The following is a 17,403-nucleotide window of genomic DNA, read 5'->3' on the forward strand; positions in this document are numbered from 1 at the left end:
GCCGAGGAGGCGCGGGCGGTCCGGTGGCGGTGGTGCGGGGGGAGGAGAGGGGGTGCCGCCCCGGGTCCGGGAGGCGGCACCCGGTCCGTGTCAGGCCCCCGTGGGGTGGGCGGCCCGGTCCTCCTCCACCGGCCTCGGCGCGGTCTGCGGCGGCACGTACAGGTCGGTGGCCTCGTGGCCCACCCTGCGCGCCGTCAGGGCCGCGGGCACCATGGCCAGCAGCGCGAGCAGGGCCAGGCCGACGCCGACCCACAGCGGTGCGCGCAGGCCGAAGGCGTCGATGCCCATGCCGCCGATCCAGGAGCCGACGACCACGCCCATGGTGATGAACGAGGAGTGGACGGTGTTGACCAGGGCGCGCGGGTTCCCGGCGCGCTGGACGCGGGTGATCATCGCGGGGTTCAGCGTGATGCCCACCAGGCCGATGCCCGCCATCGCCAGCAGGGCCGGGACCGGCAGGTCCGCGAAGAGCGCGAAGACGCCCAGGAAGACCGTGTTGAGCGCCAGACCGGCCACGATGACGGTCACGGTGTGGGACATGGCCAGGCGGCCGACCACGATGTTGCCGATGACCGTGGCCCCGCCGTAGCCCAGGAGCAGCAGCGGCACGATGTCTCGGGAGAACCCGGTGACCTCGGTGAGGATCGGCGTGAAGTAGGAGAACGCCGCGAAGGTGGCGCCGATGATGAGCGTGGAGGTGGCCATGATCGTCCACAGGCGCGGACGGCGGAACACCTCCAGCTCCGAGCGCAGGGCCCCGGCCTCCTCGGCCTTCTCCAGGCGAGGCAGGGCGAGCATGGTGGCCACGGCCACGACCACGGTCAGCACGCCGACGGCGGCGAAGGCGGCGCGCCAGCCGAACTGGCCGCCGATGAGCGTGGACAGCGGCAGGCCGAGCAGGGTGCCCACCATGAGGCCCTGGAGGGCCACGCCGGTGGCGCGCCCGCGCAGATGCGGTGCGGTGACCTGCGCGACCGCGGACAAAGCGACGCCGAAGAAGGCTCCGGCGGCCGCTCCGGTGATCACGCGGGCCACGAGCATGGGCCAGTAGGAGGTGGAGAGGGCGGCCAGCGCGTTGCCGACGAAGAAGATGGCGAAGAGCACCATCAGGGCGTGGTTCGTGCGCAGGCGGAGCACCGACAGGGTCGCCAGCGGACCGCCGAGCGCCATCGCCAGTGCGAACGCGGTGATGAGGTAGCCGATCTGCGGGATGGTGGCCCCCAGGTCCTCGGACATCTGCGGCATGAGTCCACCGACGAGCAGCTCGCTGGTGACCATGGCGAAGATGCCGAGCGCCATGAGGTAGACGGACTTGGGCATCGGAGCTTCCTTCTAAGTTTTGAATTGATCAGACCAAAACTAGGGCGCACGGGGAGGCGCACTCGGGCGCGCGGCCGCGCCGACGCGGGTCGGGGAGTCAGCGCGGGCGTGCTTGTCGGGGCTGTTGGTCGGTCGGTCCCGGGATCAGGGCCTGAGCGCCTCGATCCCGGTGGAGGCGATGCCCTCCAGCACCGCTCTCCCGGCGCCCGACTGGGCCGCGACCCTCATCCCGGAGATGAGCGAGGTCACGTACCAGGCGAGGGCGCCGGGGTCCCGGTCGGCGGCGATCGAACCGTCGAGCTGACCGTCCATGACGGTCAGGCGCAGTGAGGACAGGCGCTTGTGCAGGTCCGCCTCCACCACCTGGGCGATGCCCGGGTTGCGCGAGGCCACCGCGGTGATGGTGTTGACGGTGAAGCACCCCGACCCGCGGCCGTTCTCCCGGTTGTCGGTCTCGTCCTCCACGATCACGTTCAGCAGCGAACCGATCCGGTCCAGCCCGTTGCCCTCGGCTGAGTCCAGGACGGACCCCTGCCGCGCGGTCATGGTGGTGACGTAGTAGGAGAGCGCCCGTCGGAACAGGTGCTCCTTGGAGTGGAAGGTGTTGTAGAGGCTGCTGCGGGTCAGTCCGGTCGCCTGGCACAGGTCGGCCGTGGAGGTTCCGTCGAACCCCTTGGCCCAGAACTCGCGGCAGGCCGCCCGGACCACCTGCTCCTCGTCGAACTGGCGTGGTCTCCCCATGGTCCAGACGGTACCACTTTATGGATGGATCGTCACAAAAAATCGGGGATCCGCGAGAGGTGAGCGGGCCGCCGGAGGCCCCGGCGGCCGCGCCCGGTCAGGCGTTGCGGCCACCGTCCACACCCAGCCGGGCGCCCGTGGTGAAGCCCGCGGACGGGGAGACCAGGTAGGCGACCGCCTCGGCGACCTCCTCCGGAGTCGCGAACCTGCCCAGCGGCGACGCCTCCTTCTGCGGCGCGGAGCCGGGTCCGTCCTGCGGGTTCATGTCGGTGTCGGTCGCGCCCGGGGCCACCTCGTTCACCGTGATGCCGCGCGGCCCGAGGTCACGGGCCAGGGCCTTGGTCATACCGGTGATCGCGGCCTTCGAAGTCGCGTAGACGGTGTACCCGGCGCCCGGGACGCGCTCGCCCACACAGGAGCCGAGATTGACGATCCGGCCGCCCTCGCCCAGGTGGCGCGCCGCCGCTCGGGAGGCCAGCAGGGGGCCGCGTACGTTGACGTCGAGGACGCGAGCGGCGACCGCCGGGTCCAGGTCGTCGATCACGGCGGAGGAGGGGTCCAGCACCCCGGCGTTGTTGACCAGGATGTCCAGACCGCCCAGCAGTTCGGCGGCCTCGTCCACGACCCGCTCGGCCTCCCGGGCGTCACCCGTGTCGGCCTGCACGATCACCGCCTTGCCGCCGGTCCGCTCGGCGATGGCCGCGGCGGTGGCCGCGGCCGACTCGGCGTCGGCGTGGTAGCTGATCGCCACCGCCGCCCCGTCGCGGGCCAGGCGCAGGGCGATGGCCGCCCCGATCCCGCGGCCTCCGCCGGTCACCAGTGCCCGCCTGCCTTCGAGGACGCCGCTCATAGCCTGATCTCCTGCTCCGTGCCGGTGTGGTGGGTGAGGTCGGCGCGCGCTTCGGCGTCCCGCCCCCGTGTGAACTGGGTCTGGATCGACCCGTACTTCTCGCCGACGTCGTTGATCCTGCCGTCGTCGGCCGGGTCGCGCGGCGGCGCCGGGCGCGCGGCCACGACCGGGGACCCGGCCTCCAGGAAGAAGCGCTCATAGCCCCCGGGCGTGAAGATCAGCAGTTGGCGCGCCGGGTGCGTGCCGGTGTTGCGGAACCCGTGGACGGTCCCGTGCGGGATGAACACGTAGTCCCCGGCCCGGGCCCGGAAGGTGCGCTCACCGGCGTAGATCTCCAGCTCCCCGTCCAGGACGTAGAAGGCCTCGTCCTCGACGTCGTGCGTGTGCAGCGGCGGCCCGCCCCCCGGCGGTACGGAAGCCTCGATGAGCGTCATCGCGCCCCGGGACTCGTCCCCCGAGGCCTTGACCGTGTACACGTCGCCGTTGAGCCACACGGTCCTGCCCTCGCCGCGGGCGCGGAACACGACCTCCGGCTCGGGCGCGGGCGCGGTCAGCAGTTCCTCGGGCACGCTCATACCGGGGCCCCCTTGCGCTCCGGCGTGGCGGAGGCGGACAGCACCCGACCGTCGCTGAGCACCCTTCCGGCCTGGGCGGGCGTCTCCTGCCCGTCCTGGTCGATGGTGAGCACGCGCAGCCAGGCGTCCCGGCAGCCCACGAACACCCCCTCGGGGGAGGTGCGCACCAGGCCGGGCACCGGCGGCCCGTCCGGGGCGGGGCCGCCGCCGGTGACGGAGAGGATGGTGACCGTCTCGCCCTCGGGGGTCTGGGCGAACGCGCCCGGGTGCCGGTAGCCCGCGCGTACGTGGCAGGAGACCTTGTGCGCGGTGTAGGTGAAGTCCAACCGGTACTGGTCGGCGCCCGGCCGGGTGAAGTAGGTCCGCTCCGAGGGGTCCTGCGGTACGCGGGTCAGCGTCCGCCGGGCCAGGCTCGGGATCAGGTCGAGCAGCATCAGGACGTTGGCCCGCTCCTGGATGGTGCGCAGTTCGAGTGCGGTCTCCCTGCCGGTCAGCGGGGTGGCGTGCTGGGCGAGGATGGCACCGGTGTCCAGTCCCTCGGCCATCTCGATCGCGGTCACCGCGCCCTCGGTCTCGCCGTTGCGCACCATCCAGTAGAAGGGTGCGAGACCGGCGTAGCGGGGCAGCGGGCTGGGGTGGAAGTTGACCGAGGTGACGCGGGGGACCGACAGCAGGTCGGCCTTGAGCACCTGCTGGAAGTTGCCCACGATCAGGTAGTCGGGGGCCGTCGCCCGCAGCGCCTCCACCGTGTCGGGGGAGTTCACGCTCCCGGGGCGCAGGACCGGGACGCCCAGGCGCTCGGCCCGGCCCTCCAGGTCCACCTGCTGGTCGTCGCTGACGAAGTAGTCGCACACCTTGCCCGGAGGGCTGGTCACCACGGCGGCGAGGTCGATCAGGGGGTGGTGGTGGAGCATGTCGAGGAAGGGGGAACCGAGTTTGGAGTTGACCTCGGATAAGAGGACGACGCGTGCTGTCTCGGGCATCACTGCTCCTTGTGCGTGGGGGATGGTCCGCGGCGCGGGGAAGGGTGCCTCACAGGAAGGGCGAGGTCGACTCGCCGCCCAGCAGGATGTTCCCGGTGAGCTGGAGGATGGAGTCCTGGGCCACGGCGTGCTGGCACATGGTGTTGGCGTCGCGCAGCCAGCGGTCCATCGGGGACCGGTCGCGGTAGACCGACGCCCCGCCCACCAGGTCGAAGAGCCGGTGCACGATCGAGCGCGCCGTGCGGAAGGCGTGGTAGCGGGCCAGCGCGGTCTCCGCGCGGGCGTCGACGTCGCGCTCGATTCCCAGCTCCAGCGCCTCCCATTGGCGTTCCAGGGTGGAGTACACCGCCGCCCGGGCGGCGGTCAGCTCCATCTCCATCTGGGCCACGGTCTGCTGCACGCGGTGGTCCGCGGGCCAGGGGAGGCCGGTCTCGCGGTCGACGCGGCCCGGCGCCAGGCCGCGCACGTGGTCCAGGGCGGCACGGGCCAGGCCCAGCGGGACGCCGGACATCTTGCGCAGGATCGCGTCGGGGGCGTCGTGCAGCGGTCCGGTGCGAACCGGCCGGTTGAAGGCGAAGGTGCGCTCCTCGGGCACGAACAGCGCCTCGACCGCGTAGTCCAGCGACCCCGAGCCGGCCAGGCCCGTGGTGTGCCAGGTGTCCACGATCTCGTACTCTTCGGGGGAGGCCAGCGCGATCCGCCACTCGGGCTTGCCGGTGCGGGGGTCGATGACGGGCTCGCCTCCGTCGTCGCGCACGGTGCACCCGGCGGCGAGCACGTCGCAGTGGGTGATTCCCGAGCCGAACCGCCACCGGCCCGAGACGAGGTAGCCGCCCTCGACCGGGCGCGCCTCGCCCTGCGGGAAGATCCAGCCTGACTGGGCCAGGTCCAGGGACGGGTAGACCCGCCGGGCCGTGTCCTGGTCGATGAAGCCCGAGTAGATGCCCGAGTCCATGCCGATCATGGCGCACCAGCCCACTGACACGTCGCCGTAGGCCGCGGCCTCGACCACGCGGGCCTGCTCGATCGAGGTCAGGCCGGGGCCGCCCCAGGAGGCGGGCGCCGCTGCGCGGAAGACACCGGCGCCGCGCAGCAGCTCCACGACGTCGGCGGGAAGCCTGCGGTGCTCCTCGATGCGGGCGGAGTGCTCTCTGAGCAGGGGCTGGAGGGCCACGACGGCGGCGTGGATCTCCTCGAAGCTGTTGGGAACGGTCGTGTCGGCGGAGGTGGGGGCCGTGCCCGCGGCCAGGGTCGTGCTCATCAGGGGGTGTTCCTCTCCGTGGTCGTCGTTCAGGAGTAGCGGCCGCGCGCGATCACGTCGCGCGGGTCCAGGGCGGTGCGGATCGTGCGGATCAGGGCACGGGAGACGGGGTCGCCGAGGAAGTCGGTCCGGGACGCGTGGTCCACGTCGAGCCGGTAGGGCAGGTAGCCCGCGGAAGCGAAGGACTCGTGGAGCAGGTCCAGCCCGAGGTGGGCGCGCTCGGTCTCGTCCGGGTCGGACCGGTCGAAGCGCAGCGAGACCACCAGGTCCACCACGTCGGGGTCCAGGGCGTTGACTGTGGCCCCCGGGCGCAGCCCGGTGCGCGCGTGCACCCAGTCGAGCAGCGCGAGCGCGGCGGTCACGTCCCGGCCGTTGTAGGGGACCAGCGGCAGGAAGAAGATCCAGCCGCCGCCCAGTGTGTCCACGTCCGCCGCGCTCCGGCCCACGGCCGAGCGCAGCATCTCCTCGTGGTGGGAGACGTCGCCCGCGTACCCGGCCTCGACCACGCGCGAGACCACGTCCGAGGGCTCGGGCGGGTCCTGGTCGGAGCGCCGCACGGAGGTGAACAGCTTGGCGGCCCCGGCCTCGGCGGCCAGGACCGCGAGCAGGGCCTCCACGGACTCGGCGGTGCCGCCGACGCTCATGTGCGCCAGGTACCCGGAGGAGGCGGCGGTGCCGTAGGAGGAGGCGGAGGTGGTGTCGTAGACCTTGAGGACCCCCTGGAAGAGGCCCTGGCCCTGCCACCGGCGAAAGACGTCCACGGCCGCGCCGAGGTCGGCGGGACCGAAGGTCAGGCGCAGTACCCGCTGGACTTCGGGACGCACGGGGAGGCGCACCACCCCCGCGACGGCGACGCCGAGGTCGGACTGGGTGAACAGGTGCAGCGGGGAGGGTCCGAGCCCGTGGGGGTTGGGCGCGCCGCCCCCCTCACCGGGCCACCAGCCCACACGCGCCACCTCGCCCCCGGGCAGCACCACCTCCAGGCCGACGAGGTCGTGGACGCGCTGGCGGCGCAGCCCCACGCCCCGGTCCAGGGCGTTGCCCAGGACGCTGGTGTGCGCCGAGGAGGCGGTGACGTTGAGCATGCGGCCGGTACCGGCCAGCCGCTCCGATAGCCGGCGCTGGGTCACGCCGGTCTCGATCACCGCCCAGCCCGCGTCTGTGTCGATGCGGCGGACGCGGTCCAGTCCGTGCAGTTCGAGGCGTACGGAGCCGTCCCCGACCGGCTCGCGTGAGCCCAGGCCCCAGTTGCGGCCGGTGGAGACCGCGTACAGGGAGGGGGCGTCGGCGTCGTCCAGGGCCCGTAGGAGCGCGGGGACCTGCTCCGCGCGGGTGGGGCGCAGCACGGCCAGTGTGTCGCGTGTGGCGAAGCCGGAGACGTTGGCGTCCCTGGTCGCGGGGCCGAGGACGCGGTCGGTGTCGGGTCCCAGCACGGAGCTGACCCGTCTGCGGAGGTCGGAAAGGGCGTGGTCGGTCACAGCGGTCTCCCCGGCTGCGGTCGTCGGTGGGGGGTGGGGCGTCTCAGGGGCGGTCGCGCGCGGCGCCGTCGAGGTAGACGTGGCGGACCCCGTGTCCGGGCTCCATGCGCGCCAGCGCCATCACGCGGACGGTGCGGCGCGGTGCGCCGTCCCAGGCGGGCTCGGCGGCGCACAGCGCCGGGACGTCGTCGAGCAGGCGGTGCTCGCGCAGGACCAGCGGAGGTACGTCCGCCGTCAGGTCGGGGGTCACGGTGAACCACAGGCACGCCACGTCCGCGGGGGAGAGCCCGTTGCGGTCGAGGACGCCGCGGACCACGGCGAGGGTGGCCGCGGCGATCGCCTCGCGGGTGTCGCCGGCGACACCGGTGCCGCCGCGCACCGCGCGCAGTACGGGGCTCACGCCGTTACCATCCGCCCCTGGTGGAACAGGAGCGCGCCGTCCGCGGGGTCGCCCAGGTGGGTGGCGCTGACCCGCCCGGTGTACATGCGGTGGTCGCCCTCCTGGCGGACGGAGGTGGTCTCGCACGTGAGCCCGCCCAGGGCGCCCCGCAGGACGAGGCAGCCCGAGGGGGTGGTGGTGAAGTAGGGGCCCAGAGCCTCGCCGCGGGGTTTGTCGGAGGCGGCGAACAGCCGGGCGTGCGTCTCCTGGCCGCCGGAGAGCAGACTCAGGCAGAAGCCTCCGGTGGCGTCCACGATCCTGCCGGCGCGGGAGGTCTCGTGCAGGGAGACCAGGACCGTGGGAGGGGCCAGGGTGACGGAGATCAGCGAGTTCACCGTGGTGGCCACGGCCTCGGCTCCGCTGCCCGAGGTCAGGACCGCCACGCCGGTGGGGAACAGGCGCATGACCGAGCGGAGGTCGGGCGGACGCGCCTGGGGGGTCTGCGTGTTCATCCGTGGTGCCCTTCGTCAACTGGGTGGTACTCGACGGACGCCTCCGGGGGCGCAGAAGGCGGGTGAGGGAGGGGTCCTGATTTTAAACAGCTCGTTCCAATACGAAGAATTTACCACGGTCCGCTCTTTTGTTTTAGGTGGTGTGAATCACACGAAAATATGGGTGGGCGGATCCTCTGTTTTCCCTTTTCTTTGGGTGAATGTGCAGGTGGAAAGTGGGTTGACTTGCGCCTTCGCGGCTGCTCTGGCGTGCGACACGTGCCTTTTTCGGTCAGAAAAAGGGTCTTCCCTGGTGCGGTTCTCCGGTGGTAATGGGAGGGGCGGCGGTGGTGGCCCACCGTATTCGGTAACCGTTGCCGAAGTCGGGTAAAACCTTTTCCCGGTGACAGTGGGTCGACCATTCGCCGTCGTCCGGCGCAAAGGAGGGCGGGAAATGGAACGCGGTCCCGGTGATCGTGTCCGGCTGGGCGGGTCCGCGGTGGCGACCGGCCCCCTCGGGCTGGGCACCGCCCCGCTCGGCCGGGGAGACCACGCACGACGCCCGCCTCCCGGCGGCCCCGGTCCCCGAGGCCCTGTGGTCGGACCTGGAGGCCGAGGGGCTGATCGCCCCCGGAACCGCGTCCTGACCCCGCTGCCCGGGACCGCCTCGCGCCCGGCCGCACCGGCGTCGCGGGGCCTCCCCGAGTCGCGGGTCCGCGTCGTAGGGTGGCCGTGCGGTCCGCGGCCGCGGACCGCACAACCTACCTGGGGGACCGCCACGTGCGCCTGGTCTGGGTACTCGACACCAACGACCTCCACGCCGCCGCCGACTTCTGGTGCGCCGTGCTGGGCTTCGAGCGCGAGGAGGGCCAGCACCCGGTCTACCTCGTCCTGAAGGACCCGGGCGGGCGCTGGCCCGACCTGGTCCTCCAGAAGGTGCCCGAGCTCCGCTCCGGCAAGAACCGGATGCACCCGGACCTGGTCGTCCACGACCTGCGCGCGGAGGTCGAACGGGTGCGCGCGCTGGGCGCGCAGGTGCTGCGCCCGGCCTACGAGGAGGACGGGCACCTGCTGGCGGTCCTGGCCGACCCCGAGGGCAACGAGTTCTGCGTGGTCGAGCGCCTCGACGGCACCCTGGGCGGGTAGCGCCGAACCGGCCCCGGCGGGCCCGGACCGGTCCATGTGTGCGCCGAGGGCCCCGGGGTAGCGCTCACCACACGGTGCGCGCCGCCGAACCGCGCGGACGCGGGCCGTCGCGCCACGGGATGACGACGCGACCGGGTGAGGTGGCACACGTGTTTCGGGACCGGCGAGAGGCGGGCGAGCGGCTCGCCCGCGCGGTGGCGGAGCGGGCGGGACCGCGCCCGCGCGTGCTGGCCCTGCCCCGGGGCGGCGTCCCCGTGGCCGAGCCCGTCGCCGAGGCCCTCGGCGTACCGCTGGACATCGTGGTCGCGCGCAAGATCCCCGCCCCCGGGAGCCCGGAGACGGCGATCGGCGCGACCACGGCCGAGGGCCCCGCGCTGTTCGACCAGAGGGCACTGGACCTGCTGGGCGTCCCCGAGGGGCGTCTGGCCGACATGGTCGGGGCACAGCGGGCCGAGGCGCGGCGCAGGCTGCTGGCCTACCGCGGAGACGACCCCGAACCCGAGGTCGCCGGATACGACGTCGTGGTGGTCGACGACGGGCTGGCCACCGGACTGAGCGCCCGGGCGGCGCTGACATCGGTGCTCGCCCGGCGCCCCGCGTCCCTGACGCTGGCGGTCCCCGTGGGCGCGCCCGAAGCCGTCCGCGCGCTCTCCGACGTCTGCGACCGGATCGTCTGCCTGGAGACGCCGCCGGACTTCGGTGCGGTCAGCCTCTGGTACGAGAGGTTCGCGCAGGTCACCGATGACGAGGTGCGCGGTCTGCTCGCGAGGCGTCCCCGAGGGCCCGGAGCCTCCGGAGGCGGCCCTCCCGGCCGCCCCTGACAGCCACCGGCCGCCGTGCACGCGGCGGACGACACCGGGTCGGCGCACCGAACGGGAGCCCGGCCCCCACGAAGGGAGAGGACCATGACCGCTGTCGACGTAACGGTACGCACGCCGGACGCGCTACTCGACGGGCGGCTGGCCGTGTTCCCCGGGGCGACCGCGGTCGTGGCCTTCGCGCACGGCAGCGGAAGCTCACGCCACAGCCCGCGCAACCGGGCCGTCGCCGACGAGCTCAACCGGGTCGGGATCGCCACGCTCCTGCTGGACCTGCTCACACCGGAGGAGGAGCGCGCCGACAGCGAGACCGGGCGGCAGCGCTTCGACATCGACCTGCTCACCCGGCGGCTCACCGGGGCCGTGGACTGGCTGGCCGGGCACGAGGACACCGCGGGCACGCCCATCGGACTGTTCGGCGCCAGCACCGGCGCCGCCGCCGCGCTGAGGACCGCCGCCGAGCGCCCGGACCTGGTCGCCGCGGTCGTCTCGCGCGGCGGCCGCCCCGACCTGGCGGGCACCGAGGCGCTCCAAGTCGTGCGCGCCCCCACCCTGCTCATCGTCGGCGGCGCGGACACCGAGGTCCTGCGGCTCAACGAGGACGCCGCCGACCGGCTCAGCGCCCCGTGCCGGATCCACGTCGTCCCCCGCGCCACCCACCTGTTCGAGGAACCGGGTGCGCTGGAGGAGGTGGCCGACGCCGCCTCCGGCTGGTTCGCGGGCATCCTGGGCGAGGCGGAGCGATGAGCCCCGGGACCGGCCCGGACGCCCTCCCGCGGCTGACCGGACCGAGGTCGCTGGATCCGCTCCTGGAGCGGATCGGCGACGCGCGCTACGTGCTGCTGGGCGAGGCCTCGCACGGCACCGCCGAGTTCTACCGCTGGCGGGCGGAACTGACCCGGCGGCTGATCGAGGAGGCGGGCTTCTCCTTCGTCGCGGTGGAGGGCGACTGGCCCGACTTCCAGCGACTGCACCGCGGCGTGGTGGGCGCGCCGGGGGCGCCCGAGGACCTCGGGGAGATCCTGGAGGGCTTCCGCAGGTGGCCGCAGTGGATGTGGGCCAACACCGAGGTGCTGGAGTTCGCCCGGTGGCTGCGCGGACACAACCTGGGGCTCGCGCCGGAGCGGCGCGCCGGGTTCTTCGGCCTGGACGTCTACAGCCTGTGGGAGTCGCTGTACGCGGTTCTGGGGTGGCTGCGCGAGAACATGCCCGAGCAGGTGGGACCGGCCCTGAGGGCCTACCGCTGCTTCCAGCCCTACGGCGAGGACCCACATGCCTACGCCCGAGCCATGCGGCTGGTGCCCGAGAACTGCGAGGCGGAGGTCGTGCGCCTGCTGGCCGGGCTGCGCGAGCGGGCGGGGGAGGCCTCCTCCGCCGAGGACCCTGCCGGGTTCGCCGCGCGCCAGAACGCCGAGGTGCTCGCGGACGCCGAGCGGTACTACCGGGCGCTGGTGCGCGGCGGCCCCGAGTCGTGGAACGTCCGCGACCACCACATGGCCGACACGCTCGACCGGCTCATGGAGTACCACGGGCCCGGTGCCAGGGCCGTCGTGTGGGAGCACAACACCCATGTCGGGGACGCGCGCGCCACCGACATGTCCGCCGCGGGCATGGTCAACGTGGGGCAGTTGGTGCGCGAGCGCCACGGCGACGAGGGCGTGGTCCTCGTCGGCTTCGGCACCTACGAGGGCCGGGTCATGGCCGCACGGGCGTGGGGGGAGACCCCCGAGCCGATGCCGGTGCCCGCGGCGCGCCACGGGAGCGTGGAGGCGCTGCTGCACCAGTCGTTCGAGGGGGAGACGGGCCTGCTGATCCTGACCGGCGACGGTGCGGCCGATCCGTTCGCGGGCGAGGCCCTGCCGCACCGCGCCGTCGGCGTCATATACCACCCCGGACGCGACGGGCTGCGCAACTACGTCCCGACCGTGCTGGGGGAGCGCTACGACGCCTTCGTGTTCGTCGACCGCACCCGCGCGCTCACGCCCCTGCACGAGGTGGAGGAGGACTCGGGCGAGGAGGGGACCCGGCCCAGCGGCCAGTGACGCGGACCGGCTGCCCCGGCGCGTTCCCGCCGCCTCGACGACGAGCCCGAGGACGGGGCCCACGCGGTCTGGCTCGCCCCGGCCGTCGCGGGCTTCCCGCGCGCCCCCTTCCCGGCCACCGCTGAGACGGCCTGGCACCGCGGCCCCCGCCCTCGGCGGTGGCCGTGCGCCGCGCGCCTGCGCGGTCGTGCCGGGGCGCTTGTTCAGTCCTGAGGGATCCCTTCGGCTCCGGCGCCCGCGGCCCGGTATCCGGTTCGAGGGCCCTGCCGGATGCGATACAGTTTCACCTGTTGGCGGCGCCGGGAACGGCGTTCGCGCAGCGGACGGGACGTAGCGCAGTTTGGCAGCGCACTTGACTGGGGGTCAAGGGGTCGTGGGTTCAAATCCCGCCGTCCCGACAGAGAAGTAGCAGGTCAGCGAGGGGTCCACCATCAGGTGGGCCCCTTTCCGCGTTCCCGGTGGGGTAGAAGTGGGGCTGTGACCGGGGCATGTGGGCCGTCAGCCCACGTCGTGGAGGATGTCGTCCATGGCCTTGGCCGCGGAGCGGCGCACCGGCCTCAGTCGGTGGCGGTAGACGCGTTCGGTGGTGTCGGTGCCGTCGTGTCCCACGAGCAGTGAGATCTCCTCGATGCTCACGCCGTGGTCCGACAGCAGCGACACGAACGTGTGCCGCAACTCCCGTGCGGTCCAGTCCCTGTCGTCGAGCCCTGCCTTTCCGATGATCCCTCCCAGGTCCCGTAGGGCGTTGTGGCGGTCCAGCGGTGTCCCGTCGCCGGTGCAGAACACCGGACGGTGGTCCTGCCACAGTCCGGCCGCCGACAACGCGGCGTACGGGGACATCGGCCTGGCGGACATGCTCCGGGTGCCGCTGGTCGCCCCCGGAACGCGCAGCAACCTGCGCGTGCTCATCGACCGCGTCTTCGCCGAACACGGCGCGGTGCCGGTGATCGCCGCCGACGTGGAGTCGCCGGGCACGATGGTTCGCGTCGCCGGGAGCGGCGAGGCCTGCGCACCGCTCCCGCCGTCCAGCGTCGAGGCGCTGCGCAGCACCCCCGACCTCATGGTGCGACGGGTCGTGGACCCCGTGATCGAACGCCACACCGCCGTGTGCGCCGGTTCGGACTGCTACGAGCCGCGGGACGCGGTGCCCGTGGTCCGGCACGGCATCGTGCGGGTGACGACCCGGCTCGACGATCGGGGGCCCGGCCGGGGTCCGCCCGTCGGACCGGACCGAAACGCGCGCCGTCCGGCCCCGACCGGCCGCGTCCACGCGCGGCTCCGGGCCCCGCACGGGCTCAGTCCGCGGTGGCGGTGGAGCCCAGCAGTTCGCGGACGCGTCCGGCGATCCTGTGGAACTCGGGGTTCTCCAACGTGGGCTCGTACTCGCGGCGGCCCGGGATGTCGATGGTGAACTCCTCGACGACGCGTCCGGGGCGCGGCCCCATCACGACGGCACGGGTGGCGAGGTAGACGGCCTCGGCCACGGAGTGCGTCACCAGCACGACGGTCATGCCGGTGGCCTCCCAGACGCGGCGCAGTTCGACGTTCATGTTCTCCCTCGTCAGCGCGTCCAGCGCGCCGAAGGGTTCGTCCATGAGAAGGACGTCCGGTTCGTGGAGCAGCGCCCGGCACAGGGAGACGCGCTGCTGCATGCCGCCCGAGAGTTCGAAGGGCATGGCCTTCTCGAAGCCGGTCAGGCCGGTCATCTCGATGAGTTCGTCGGCCCGTCGACGGGACCACGTCTTGGGGAGCCCGCGCATCTCGGCCTGGAACAGGATGTTGTCGCGGGCGTTGCGCCATTCCAGGAGCGCGGCGCGCTGGAAGACGAAACCGACGTCGCGTCGGGGCCCCTCCACCGGGGTGCCGCGCAGCGTCACCCCGCCGGCGCTCGTCGCGGTGAGTCCGGCGATCACCCGCAGCAGGGTCGACTTCCCGCAGCCGGAGGGCCCCGCGATGGTGAGGAGATCGCCGCGTTCGACGGTCAGGTCGATGCCGCTGAGGGCGTGCACCGTGCGCGCCTTGGTCTGGAAGGTGACGTCGACCCCGCGGATGCCGACCATCGGGCCCTCGTGTTCCGGGGAACCCGCGCCCGCCTCTCCCGGCGTGCCGTCCGCGGCCCCGGCGAACACGTTCACCGCTCCTCCGCCGTGAACGAGGCGTCGAAGTAGGCGCTCGTCTCCTTGGCCTCCTCGACCAGCCCGGCCTCGGCCAGCACCTCGATGGTCTGGCGCCAGTCCTCCTCGGCGGTGACGCCCGGAGCCCGGCCCCGGGTGTTCTCCGTGTGCAGCAGCGGTATGGTCTCCTCCCACTGGTGGAGGAGCACCTCCGCGCTGGGGAGCTGCGGATCCCGGCCCTCCATGGCGGCGACCGCTTCCTCGGGCGCCTCCTGGGCGGCGCTGTAGGCCTGCGAGGTGGCGGTGACCATCCGCTCGACCAGATCCGGATCCTCCTCGATGGTGGAGGCGTGGGCGAGGAGCCCGTTGCTGAAGAAGTTCAGTCCGGCGTCGGTGTAGCGCAGGTAGCGGACCTCCTTGCCGCTCTCCTCCGCGAGCTTGGGCCCCTGGTCGTGTGCGAAGCCGATGAGGCCGTCGACCTGGCCCGACATCACCGCCGCGTTCTTGCCGGCGGCGTCGAGGTTCTGCTGCTCGACGTCGTCCTCGGCGAGTCCGACGGCCTCCAGGTACAGGGGAAAGGTGGTCGTGACCGCGTCACCCGCGGAGACCGCGATCGTCCTGCCCCTGAGGTCCTCCGGTTCCGTGATGCCCGTTTCGGAGAACACCTGGACCGCCGAGGGCGTGGACTGGAGGAAGACGCCCACGGACCTGACGTCGACCCCCTGGTCGATGTTGGCCAGCAGGGCTGGTGCGTCGGCCCAGCCGAAGTCGTAGCTCCGCTGGCCGACGGCCTGCACGGTCTTGTTGGAGCCCTGACCGGCCTCGATCGTGAGCGAGATCCCGTGCTCCTCGAAGATCCCCTGCTCCACGCCGTAGTAGAAGGGGGCGTGCTCGCCGTAGGGGTACCAGTTGAGCTGCAGCGTGACCTCGTCGCCGCCGCCGTCCGAGCCCCCTCCGCCCGAACAGGCGACGAGGGAGAGGACGCCGGACGCGGCGGCGAGCGCGGCCAGTGCCGAACGCTTGGGAACGGGGAACTTGCGAGTGGCCATGGGAGTCCTTCGTGGCGAGGGGTGGTCAGCCTCGGTTGCGGCGCGACGCGTGCCAAGGGATGAGGAGCATCTCGGCGACCTGGATGACGGCGAAGAGCAGGACGCCCAGGGCCGACATGATGAAGAGCGCGGCGAAGAGCATGGCGGTGTCGATGTTGCCGTTGGCTTGGAGGATCACGTAGCCGAGACCGGAGTTGGCGCCCACGAACTCGCCCACGACCGCGCCGGTGACCGCCAACGTCGCCGCGACCTTGAGCCCGGACAGCAGTTCGGGCAGCGCCGCGGGGAAGCGGACCTTCCAGAAGGTCTTGATCCGGGACGCGCCCATGGTGGAGGTGAGTTCGAGGAGTTCGGGGTCGACCGAGCGCAGGCCGCTGATGCCGGAGATGACCACGGGGAAGAAGGCCATGAGCACGGCCACGAAGATCTTCGGGCTCGCACCGAAGCCCAGCCACACGACGAACAGCGGCGCGATCGCGATCTTCGGAATGACCTGCGCGAACAGGACGAGCGGGTAGAAGGTCCTCTCCACCGTGGGGGAGTAGACCATGAGCACGGCGACGACCAGGCCGACCAGGGAGGCGATCACGAAGCCGACGACGGTCTCCACGGTGGTGACGACCGTGTGCGTCCACAGGTAGGCGGCGTTGTCAGCAAACGCTTTCCATGTGTCCACGGGGGACGGGAGAACGTAGGGCTCGACTAGCCCCCCAGTGGTGACGAGGAACCACGACAGCGCGAGCAGTGCGAGAAAAACGAGGGGGTACATCAGCCCGAACTGGCTGAGCGGACGGCGGATGCGGGACCTGCGGAACGTGTCTGGCGCTTGTGCCTGCGGCGCGCGGGGAGCTTGTTCTGCCTGTTGAGTCATGTCCGACCTGATATCCCTCGTCGGGAGTGGGCGGTGGCGTGGTACAGAAAGCGCTTTCCGTCTCAGGGATGTTAAATACACCACAGCGGAGATGTCAACGCCCCTGTCGGGCGGGGCGACGGGGGCGCTGCGCCCGCGGTCCGGGAGGGGCGCGGCGGATTCCGGTGCGATGCGCAAGGCCGCCCGTCCACGGTTCCGAGCGGGCCGGGGAGGGGTGGCGAGTGAACTCTCCGTGATGTGATGTTGACAACATGTGGACGCGCGCGTACTTTTGCCGCACAGAAAGCGCTTTCTTTCGAGCGATCGAGGGTCTGCCCATGAGTACACCGCCGTCCTGTCCCCACCGGCCGAAACTCTCGGGCGGTGCGGTCCTCGCCGCGGTCCCGGCGGTCTTCCGTCCCGCCTTCCCCCGTCCAACGGCGCCGGACCCGCCCGCTGCCGCGCACGGAAGGCGCCGGTCCGATCCGCGGAGCGCCAGCGGGCCGGTGAAGGGAGCCGCCGTTGAACGCGATGCCTGAGGCTTCCGCCTCCGAGGCGCCGTCGCTGCCGGGCGGGATCGGCCTGTCCCGGTTGCGCGTCTACGACTGGCCGGCCGTCCAGGGCTCCGACGGCCTCTGCGGCGGCACCCCGCACATGCACCTGGTCTGCGCCGAGGCCTACGCGGTGGTCGGCGGTTCGGGCGCTGTGCAGACCCTGACCGAGGACGGCTTCGCCTCGACCCCGCTCGCCGAGGGCGACCTCGTGTGGTTCACACCCGGAACGGTGCACCGCCTCGTCAACGACGGAGGCCTGCGCATCATCGTCCTCATGCAGAACGCGGGCCTTCCCGAGGCGGGTGACGCCGTCCTCACCTTCCCACCCGGCGTGCTCTCCGACGCTGGGGCCTACGCGGAGGCCGTCTCCCTCGACCCGGCCGACCCCGAGCGCGCCGCCAGGGCCCGACGAGACCTCGCCCTCTCCGGTTTCGCCGAACTGCGGCACCGCCTGGAAGCGGGTGACCGGTCCGCGATGACCGACTTCCACGTATCCGCTCTGCGTTTGGTCTCCGCGCGCCTGCCCGACTGGCGCACCCGGTTCGAACGGGGTCCGGCGGCGGAGGTCTCCCGCACGGCCGCCCGTCTCGACGCGCTCGCCGGGGGCGACACCGCCCACCTGTCCTCCGCGGCGGTCTACCGGGGCGAACCGGGCCCGGCCTGGGGCATGTGCGGACGGCTCGACAAGTTCGGGGAGGGCGGGGTGTCCCGCCTCCTCTGACAAACCCCGGATCCTCCGAACGACCCCCGCC

The 17,403-nt window shown here is 72.6% G+C and carries 20 protein-coding genes and 1 tRNA gene; 8 read left to right on the plus strand and 13 right to left on the minus strand.

Translation table 11 applies throughout. The features are described 5' to 3' along the window. Positions 1-90: 90 nt before the first annotated feature. From ABD54_RS19740 to ABD54_RS19780, 9 genes are all read right to left on the minus strand, one after another. Complete coding sequence (locus ABD54_RS19740; RefSeq protein ID WP_152692065.1) at positions 91-1,320, minus strand: MFS transporter; 1,230 nt, start codon at positions 1,318-1,320, stop codon at positions 91-93. A 144-nt stretch (positions 1,321-1,464) separates the two neighbouring features. Beyond that, on the minus strand, positions 1,465-2,061 hold the full coding sequence (locus ABD54_RS19745; protein WP_047870996.1) for a TetR/AcrR family transcriptional regulator: 597 nt from the start codon (positions 2,059-2,061) through the stop codon (positions 1,465-1,467). 97 nt (positions 2,062-2,158) lie between these two features. Next, entirely contained in the window at positions 2,159-2,911 is a 753-nt protein-coding gene (locus tag ABD54_RS19750) for an SDR family oxidoreductase (protein ID WP_047870997.1), read from the minus strand. After that, positions 2,908-3,486 (minus strand): quercetin 2,3-dioxygenase, encoded by a 579-nt coding sequence (locus ABD54_RS19755; protein WP_047870998.1) that lies wholly within the window; start codon positions 3,484-3,486, stop codon positions 2,908-2,910. Before ABD54_RS19755 ends, ABD54_RS19750 begins: the two co-directional genes overlap by 4 nt. Then, positions 3,483-4,469, minus strand: coding sequence for a methionyl-tRNA formyltransferase (locus ABD54_RS19760; protein ID WP_047870999.1), 987 nt, complete (start codon positions 4,467-4,469; stop codon positions 3,483-3,485). Before ABD54_RS19760 ends, ABD54_RS19755 begins: the two co-directional genes overlap by 4 nt. A gap of 49 nt (positions 4,470-4,518) precedes the next feature. After that, the gene (locus tag ABD54_RS19765) at positions 4,519-5,730 is read right to left on the minus strand and encodes an acyl-CoA dehydrogenase family protein (protein ID WP_047871000.1); all 1,212 of its coding nucleotides are present in this window, start codon (positions 5,728-5,730) and stop codon (positions 4,519-4,521) included. A gap of 29 nt (positions 5,731-5,759) precedes the next feature. Further along, positions 5,760-7,208 carry an FAD-binding oxidoreductase gene (locus tag ABD54_RS19770; protein ID WP_047871001.1) on the minus strand — a complete coding sequence of 483 codons (1,449 nt, stop codon included), beginning with the start codon at positions 7,206-7,208 and terminating at the stop codon, positions 5,760-5,762. Between the two features lie 43 nt (positions 7,209-7,251). Beyond that, complete coding sequence (gene aroH, locus ABD54_RS19775) at positions 7,252-7,608, minus strand: chorismate mutase (RefSeq protein WP_053063627.1); 357 nt, start codon at positions 7,606-7,608, stop codon at positions 7,252-7,254. Continuing rightward, positions 7,605-8,099 carry a flavin reductase family protein gene (locus ABD54_RS19780; RefSeq protein WP_047871002.1) on the minus strand — a complete coding sequence of 165 codons (495 nt, stop codon included), beginning with the start codon at positions 8,097-8,099 and terminating at the stop codon, positions 7,605-7,607. Before ABD54_RS19780 ends, aroH begins: the two co-directional genes overlap by 4 nt. A gap of 449 nt (positions 8,100-8,548) precedes the next feature. Between ABD54_RS19780 and ABD54_RS29110 the strand changes: the two genes are divergently transcribed. From ABD54_RS29110 to ABD54_RS19805, 6 genes are all read left to right on the plus strand, one after another. Further along, positions 8,549-8,725, plus strand: a complete 177-nt coding sequence (locus tag ABD54_RS29110) for a hypothetical protein (protein ID WP_235432117.1) — start codon at positions 8,549-8,551, stop codon at positions 8,723-8,725. 133 nt (positions 8,726-8,858) lie between these two features. Further along, complete coding sequence (locus ABD54_RS19785) at positions 8,859-9,224, plus strand: VOC family protein (RefSeq protein ID WP_047871010.1); 366 nt, start codon at positions 8,859-8,861, stop codon at positions 9,222-9,224. A gap of 149 nt (positions 9,225-9,373) precedes the next feature. Then, positions 9,374-10,045 (plus strand): phosphoribosyltransferase, encoded by a 672-nt coding sequence (locus ABD54_RS19790; protein WP_047871003.1) that lies wholly within the window; start codon positions 9,374-9,376, stop codon positions 10,043-10,045. An 84-nt stretch (positions 10,046-10,129) separates the two neighbouring features. Further along, positions 10,130-10,789 (plus strand): dienelactone hydrolase family protein, encoded by a 660-nt coding sequence (locus ABD54_RS19795; protein ID WP_047871004.1) that lies wholly within the window; start codon positions 10,130-10,132, stop codon positions 10,787-10,789. Next, positions 10,786-12,084 carry an erythromycin esterase family protein gene (locus ABD54_RS19800; RefSeq protein ID WP_047871005.1) on the plus strand — a complete coding sequence of 433 codons (1,299 nt, stop codon included), beginning with the start codon at positions 10,786-10,788 and terminating at the stop codon, positions 12,082-12,084. Before ABD54_RS19795 ends, ABD54_RS19800 begins: the two co-directional genes overlap by 4 nt. Before the next feature lie 324 nt (positions 12,085-12,408). Beyond that, positions 12,409-12,482 (plus strand) — tRNA-Pro (locus ABD54_RS19805). Between the two features lie 100 nt (positions 12,483-12,582). Here ABD54_RS19805 and ABD54_RS19810 read toward each other — a convergent pair. Next, on the minus strand, positions 12,583-12,993 hold the full coding sequence (locus ABD54_RS19810) for a tyrosine-type recombinase/integrase (RefSeq protein WP_327136948.1): 411 nt from the start codon (positions 12,991-12,993) through the stop codon (positions 12,583-12,585). On the opposite strand from ABD54_RS19810, the gene ABD54_RS27445 reads away from it, so the two are divergent. Beyond that, positions 12,938-13,495 (plus strand): LysR substrate-binding domain-containing protein, encoded by a 558-nt coding sequence (locus ABD54_RS27445; protein WP_235432119.1) that lies wholly within the window; start codon positions 12,938-12,940, stop codon positions 13,493-13,495. The genes ABD54_RS19810 and ABD54_RS27445 overlap by 56 nt on opposite strands. On the opposite strand, the gene ABD54_RS19815 is transcribed toward ABD54_RS27445, so the two are convergent. From ABD54_RS19815 to ABD54_RS19825, 3 genes are read right to left on the minus strand one after another with little or no spacing between them, the layout of a single operon-like run. Further along, positions 13,380-14,219, minus strand: a complete 840-nt coding sequence (locus ABD54_RS19815; protein WP_152692066.1) for an ABC transporter ATP-binding protein — start codon at positions 14,217-14,219, stop codon at positions 13,380-13,382. The genes ABD54_RS27445 and ABD54_RS19815 overlap by 116 nt on opposite strands. Beyond that, positions 14,216-15,247, minus strand: a complete 1,032-nt coding sequence (locus tag ABD54_RS19820) for an ABC transporter substrate-binding protein (RefSeq protein ID WP_047871006.1) — start codon at positions 15,245-15,247, stop codon at positions 14,216-14,218. Before ABD54_RS19820 ends, ABD54_RS19815 begins: the two co-directional genes overlap by 4 nt. A gap of 25 nt (positions 15,248-15,272) precedes the next feature. Continuing rightward, a complete protein-coding gene (locus ABD54_RS19825; RefSeq protein WP_235432120.1) occupies positions 15,273-15,923 on the minus strand; it encodes an ABC transporter permease in 651 nt (216 codons plus the stop codon). A gap of 705 nt (positions 15,924-16,628) precedes the next feature. On the opposite strand from ABD54_RS19825, the gene ABD54_RS19830 reads away from it, so the two are divergent. Then, positions 16,629-17,372, plus strand: coding sequence for a cupin (locus ABD54_RS19830; protein WP_047871013.1), 744 nt, complete (start codon positions 16,629-16,631; stop codon positions 17,370-17,372). Positions 17,373-17,403 lie beyond the last annotated feature (31 nt).

This window comes from Nocardiopsis sp. RV163 (assembly GCF_001029525.1).
In the GTDB taxonomy this organism is placed as follows: Bacteria; Actinomycetota; Actinomycetes; order Streptosporangiales; family Streptosporangiaceae; genus Nocardiopsis; species Nocardiopsis dassonvillei.